This is a genomic window from Paenarthrobacter sp. PPS72 (assembly GCF_048537125.1).
Classification (GTDB): Bacteria; Actinomycetota; Actinomycetes; order Actinomycetales; family Micrococcaceae; genus Arthrobacter; species Arthrobacter nitroguajacolicus_E.
Map to the genome: position 1 here is coordinate 1 of NZ_JBLYIE010000045.1, position 5,568 is coordinate 5,568.

Consider the following 5,568-nt stretch of genomic DNA (forward strand, 5'->3'; position numbering starts at 1 on the left):
CGCGAACAAGGTCCTGAACAACCTCACCGCCCTGACCTCGGCCAAAACCGACAACCTCAAAGTCACCACCGCGTTCCCCACCACCGCGAACAACGACTTCCAAGGCGCCACCTCCACCATCGCCTTCGCCTTCACCGGCACCCAACGCACCGAAACCACCAAATAAAGCGCAACAACAACAGCCCCGCCGGGCCTGGTCGGGCGCCCCCCTGCCCGATCAGGTCCGCCGGTAAAGCCGCCAACCACGAAAGGAACGCCAGTCAATGAGCACCATCATCAGCATCAACGAACCCGCAGTTCATGGCCGGCGTTCCGGCGAGGCGGCTGTCGAAATCGAAATTGAGCAGGCTCTCGAAAGCGAAACCGAGCAGGTCCTCGAAAACGAGCGGGTCCTCGAAAACGAGCGGGTCCTCGAAATCGAGCAAGCCCTCGAAACCGAGCGGGTCCTCGAAATCGAAATTGAGCAGGCTCTCGAAAACGTGGCGCCAGCTGCCCGGGCGAAAACAGCGACGCCCGCCTCCGGAACCCGGCCCGACGCCGTCGTGATTCCAACGGACGTTGCCGCCACATCCGTAGCCAGCGGCAAGCCGGGCGCCGTCCGCCGGGTTGCCGGCAAGGTAGCCAAGGGCATCGGCGCGGGCATGCTGATCCTCGCCGCCATAGTGTTCCTCTTCCTGGCAATCGGACCCCGGTTCCTGGGCTACCAGACCTCAACCATGCTCACCGGCTCCATGGCCCCGCTGATCAACCCCGGGGACGTCGTCGTCACCATTCCCACGCCCGTCACGGACATCAAAGTGGGCGACGTCATCACCTACCACATCCCCGTCGAAGACCAGCGCGTGGAAACCCACCGCGTCACCGAGATCACCACCACCGCCGACGGCGGCGTCGCAGTCCAAACCAAAGGCGACGCCAACAACGGAATCGACCCCTGGATCGCGACCCTCCAAGGCAAAACCGTGGACAAGCAGATCGCCACCATCCCCTACGTGGGCAACGCCATCCGCGCCCTCCGCGAACCCATCGTCATGAACATCCTCATGTACGGCGCACCCACCATCCTGGTCATCGGAATGCTCGCCTCCATCTGGAGCAAAGACCCCAACAAGTCAACGCCGGAAGGCGTCGCATCGCCCCAGGCAGCAAGCGGTGAGTGAGGACCCGGGCCCCACGCCGCAGGCAATAGCCCTCGAACCGTGCAGGCTGCAAGCGCTGGCTGATGAGTTGGGAGACTCAACACCAGCGCTCCGTTTTCTCTCCACCTACTTGTCCATGCTGCCGGAGCGGGTTCACAGCATTTCCAGCGGCCTGTGCGGGCACGACGTCAATGCGAGCATGGACGCCATCCTGAGTCTGAAGATTTCCTCGGCCATGGTCGGAGCCCTGGAGACTGAGGATCAGTGCCGGGCCATCGAACTGATGATCCGGGAAGACCACTTCGACTCCGCAGCCCTGGCATTTCCGGCTCTCCAGAAGACTACGGACCGCTGTTACGCTGCCGGACCACAGCTGCTGGGGCAGGCTCGGGAGTCGCTCCGCCCAGGGTCCCGGACTCACCCGTAGGTTTGGAGCCCAAGCTAGGTTCAGCGGTTTACAGGCACGCTGGCCTCTGCGGTCTTGACCTCCTGCGGGACAAGGAACAGCGCGGCCACAGCCAACAAGCCTGCTGCAGCGAATACGTAGAAGCCTGCAGGGTAGGCGATGTTCGCGGCGACCAGGGTTCCCGTCACGGCAGGTCCAACGATCGCACCCAACCGGCCCACTCCTGCGGCGAAGCCCAGCGCGGTTCCGCGGAGCCGGGGCGGGAACAGTTGGCTGACCCATGCATAGACCAGCACCTGGGAGCTGAAAACAAAAACGCCGGTGACAAATACGGCCGCGTTGAGCAGGAACTCGTTCTGGATCTTGACGCTCAGAACGGCCAGGAAGACCGCCGAAAACCCGAACCACATCAGCACGATCTTCTTGGTCCCGTGCTTGTCAGCCAGGATTCCGGCAGCGAAAAGGCCCGCGACGGCACCGAGGTTCAGGACCAGCAGCAATGTCAGGCCCGTGCTGACGGGGTAGCCGGCCGCGGCCATCAGCTGCGGCAGCCACGTGTTCAGGCCGTAAACCAGCAGCAGACCCATGAACGAAGCGATGCCAATACCCACTGCAACCAGCGGGTACGGTTTCTGCAGGAGGTCGCGGAAGCCGGTCTTTGGCTTGGCGCTGTTAGGTTGCCGGCTGGTTTGATCCCCGCTGGTTGCATTCCGGCTGCTTGATTGCCCGCTGTTTGAATGCCCGACGGCGGTTGTCGCGTTCGAGGGTTCGCTCGCCTCCAGTTCGCTCGCCTCCAGTTCGCTGGTCTTGGCAGGGCCAACTTTTGCCGGGCCAACTTTTGCCGGGCCGGTCTTCGCCGAGCCGGTCTTGGCGGCGGCTGCTTCGGCGAGCGATTCCGGCAACTTTGCCCACAGGAAGGGCAGGAGCAGCAGCCCCGCGACACCACCGATTATGAACATCAGCCGCCAGTTCGGAACGATGAAAATCGCCAGCAGCGCCGTGGCGACAGCGCCAACGTGATAGCCGGTCATGGTCCGGGTGGTGGACTTGCCGGCCGATCCGGCTGGTGCGTAGTCGTTGATGTACGCCAAAGCCGCGGGGAGGCAGGCGCCCAGCCCAAGCCCTGCCAGCATGCGCAGCAGCGAGAAGACGGCGACGTTCGGGGCGAAAGCGACTCCTATGGTGAACAGCGAGAAGCTGGCCACGCAGGCAATCAGTAGTTTCCGGCGTCCGAACCTGTCCGAGAGCGGCGCGATAAAGAGAGCGCCGAGGCCCACCCCCACCAAGGAAATTGTGGCAGCGAAAGTGGCTCCGACGGCGTCGAAGCCGAGTTCCCCGGTCTTGATGAGTGTTGGAATGACCGTGCCCAGGACCACCAGGTCGAAGCCGTCCAGGACCATAGCCAGCCAACAGAGCCAAACAGGCCATTGGGAGCGGCGGGCAGATGACATCGTTGGCATAGCGTCCTCGGTACTTCTCAGGTTGGTGGTCCCGACGGCAGAACGGCCGATCGGTCAGTTATGAGAGTTGTATCACCGCACTATGTTGCCCGGCACACGTTCTACCATTGAATGGAAGCCGGCACCCTGGACGTCCCGTCTATTTACCAAGAAGCCACGGCCAGAAGCAGTGCTCAAGAACCGCGGTGCTGGAGAGAAGCCAATGGTGCAAAACCAGTGGCACAAAACCAGTACCGGAGAAACCAGTGCCGGAGAAAGTAGGAGTGCATCGTGGCCAACTCAGCATCGGGCGATTCCGTGGTGGACCGCGTGGTTCGGGTTATCGAGGCTTTTCCTGAAGGGGTGACCTCTCTTCAATTGAGCGAATTGGCGGATAGGGCCGGACTTCCGCTGTCATCAGCCCATCGGTTGGTCCGGCAGCTTTCCGAACATGGGCTGTTGGATCTGGGCGTTGGTGGCACTGTTCGACTCGGGCTGCGTCTGTGGGAGCTCGTCAACCGAAATTCGCCCACGCTTGTCCTTCGGCAGGCATCCATGCCCTTCATGGAGGACATACAGCAGGTTCTTAATCAGAATGTGAACCTTGCTGTGCTCGACGGGTGGGAAGCACTTTTTGTCGAGCGGCTATCACGTCGGGGATCGGTGGCCAACCGGGCCCGGATAGCCGGGCGAATGCCGGTCCACATTTCCTCCGCAGGGTTGGCCCTGATGTCACACCAGCCGCGTGAGTTGCAGGCGGAGTACCTCGGCCAGTTCGCAGATCCGTCCGGAAAGGTGCCGGCCGACGTCGTGCGCCAACTCCTGGCTGAAGCGGCCCAACAGGGGTACGCGCAGTTGGCAGGGGTGGTGGACCCGGACACGTGGGGGATCGCCGTGCCGGTGATCGACGGTAAGCGTCGCACTGTGGCGGCGCTCGGAGTGGTGGTACCCCTTGCCGAAATGCGGTTGCAGGCGCTGGTGCCTGCCCTTCAAACAGCGGCCCGCGGGATCGGACGCCAGCTGGGTGATTAGTTTCGGCTTCCGTTCAACGGAATCAATGTAACGCTGATCACCCGCAGCGGGTCACACTGATTTCAGATTCATCCCGCTTCCGAGCAAGCCGGGATCCGCAACGAAGCGAGGAACACCATGACACGTACACCCATTGCCACTCAAGTCGCCATCATGGGAGCTGGCCCTGCCGGACTGATGCTCTCCCACCTGCTCGCCAAGCAGGGGATCGAATCCGTGGTGGTGGAAATCCGCAGCCGCAAGGAAATCCAGGAGACTGTCCGCGCCGGAATTCTGGAACACGGAACCGTGAATCTGCTGGTCGATTCCGGCGTCTCGGACCGGGTGCTGCGCGAAGGCGACCGGCATGACGGGATCGAGCTGCGCTTCAACGGTGAAAGCCATCGGATCAACTTCAAGGAGCTCGTGGGCGAATCCGTGTGGCTGTATCCGCAAACAGACGTTTTCATGGACTTGGCAGCAAAGCGGGAGGCCGACGGCGGCGACGTCCGGTACAGCGTCACGGACACCACGGTGCACGACCTCGAAGGCAAGCCCAAAGTCTGGTTCACCGACGCCGAGGGCCAGGAGTACGAAATTCAGGCGGACTTCCTGGTGGGTGCCGATGGCTCACGCAGCCACTGCCGCTTCCAAATCCCCGAAGCCAACCGCAAATGGTATTTCCACGAGTACCCGTTCGCATGGTTCGGCATTCTCGCAGAAGCGCCGCGCAGTGCCGACGAACTCATCTATGCCAACTCGGAGAACGGCTTCGCGCTCATCAGCCAGCGCACCGAAACCGTTCAGCGGATGTACTTCCAGTGTGACCCCAAGGAAAACGTGGCCGACTGGGACGACGAACGCATTTGGACCGAGTTCCGCAAACGCGTCAACGGCAACGGGTTCGAGCTCAAAGAGGGGCCAGTCCTGGAAAAGATGGTCCTGCCGTTCCGCAGCTTCGTGCACACCCCCATGCGCCACGGAAACCTCTTCCTGGCCGGCGACGCAGCACACACGGTTCCGCCCACCGGCGCCAAGGGCCTCAACCTCGCCATTCATGACGTCAAGGTGCTCTTCGAAGGCCTGGATTCCTTCTACTCCAATGGCTCCACTGCACTGCTCGATTCGTATAGTGACCGCGCCCTGGACCGCGTGTGGAAGGCCCAGCACTTTTCGTACTGGATGACGTCCATGCTGCACACCGTGCCGGGAGCCGACGACTTCGACCGCGCCCGCCAGCTCGGTGAACTTCACTCCGTGGTTACGTCCGAGCATGCCAAGGCGTATTTGGCGGAGTCGTACACAGGTTGGCCCACCGTTCGGTAGATCCGACCGTTCGGTAAGACATGAACCCAGCAGCGGCCGGTGGCACATGAAACGCCTGTAGCGGCGGCCACACGTGAACGCAGGCAGCAGGCAACACCCCGGCGCCCTCCTGCGAGTTGGCTCGCGCATCAGCCGTCGTGCCCGTACTTACTCCGCAACACACGCCCGCACCCTGGGTGTAACCGAACCCGTACCCGGCACTGTTCTTGGGCGTGTTTATGTTCGTTGGGGTGTGTGGTGGTGGTTG

The 5,568-nt window shown here is 62.3% G+C and carries 5 protein-coding genes; 4 read left to right on the top strand and 1 reads right to left on the bottom strand.

Going from position 1 to position 5,568, the window contains the following annotated elements; genetic code table 11:
- Positions 1-263: 263 nt before the first annotated feature.
- Both ACLRGI_RS17245 and ACLRGI_RS17250 read left to right on the top strand, forming a co-directional pair.
- Entirely contained in the window at positions 264-1,160 is an 897-nt protein-coding gene (locus tag ACLRGI_RS17245) for a signal peptidase I (protein ID WP_419202788.1), read from the top strand.
- Complete coding sequence (locus ACLRGI_RS17250; protein WP_419202789.1) at positions 1,153-1,566, top strand: Hpt domain-containing protein; 414 nt, start codon at positions 1,153-1,155, stop codon at positions 1,564-1,566. The genes ACLRGI_RS17245 and ACLRGI_RS17250 overlap by 8 nt, the downstream gene beginning before the upstream one ends.
- A gap of 20 nt (positions 1,567-1,586) precedes the next feature.
- Here the strand turns inward: ACLRGI_RS17250 and ACLRGI_RS17255 are convergent, their stop codons facing one another.
- Positions 1,587-3,005, bottom strand: a complete 1,419-nt coding sequence (locus tag ACLRGI_RS17255) for an MFS transporter (protein ID WP_419202790.1) — start codon at positions 3,003-3,005, stop codon at positions 1,587-1,589.
- A 270-nt stretch (positions 3,006-3,275) separates the two neighbouring features.
- On the opposite strand from ACLRGI_RS17255, the gene ACLRGI_RS17260 reads away from it, so the two are divergent.
- Both ACLRGI_RS17260 and ACLRGI_RS17265 read left to right on the top strand, forming a co-directional pair.
- Positions 3,276-4,016 carry an IclR family transcriptional regulator gene (locus tag ACLRGI_RS17260; RefSeq protein WP_419202791.1) on the top strand — a complete coding sequence of 247 codons (741 nt, stop codon included), beginning with the start codon at positions 3,276-3,278 and terminating at the stop codon, positions 4,014-4,016.
- 117 nt (positions 4,017-4,133) lie between these two features.
- Entirely contained in the window at positions 4,134-5,321 is a 1,188-nt protein-coding gene (locus ACLRGI_RS17265; RefSeq protein ID WP_419202792.1) for a 4-hydroxybenzoate 3-monooxygenase, read from the top strand.
- The last annotated feature ends 247 nt before the right edge of the window (positions 5,322-5,568 follow it).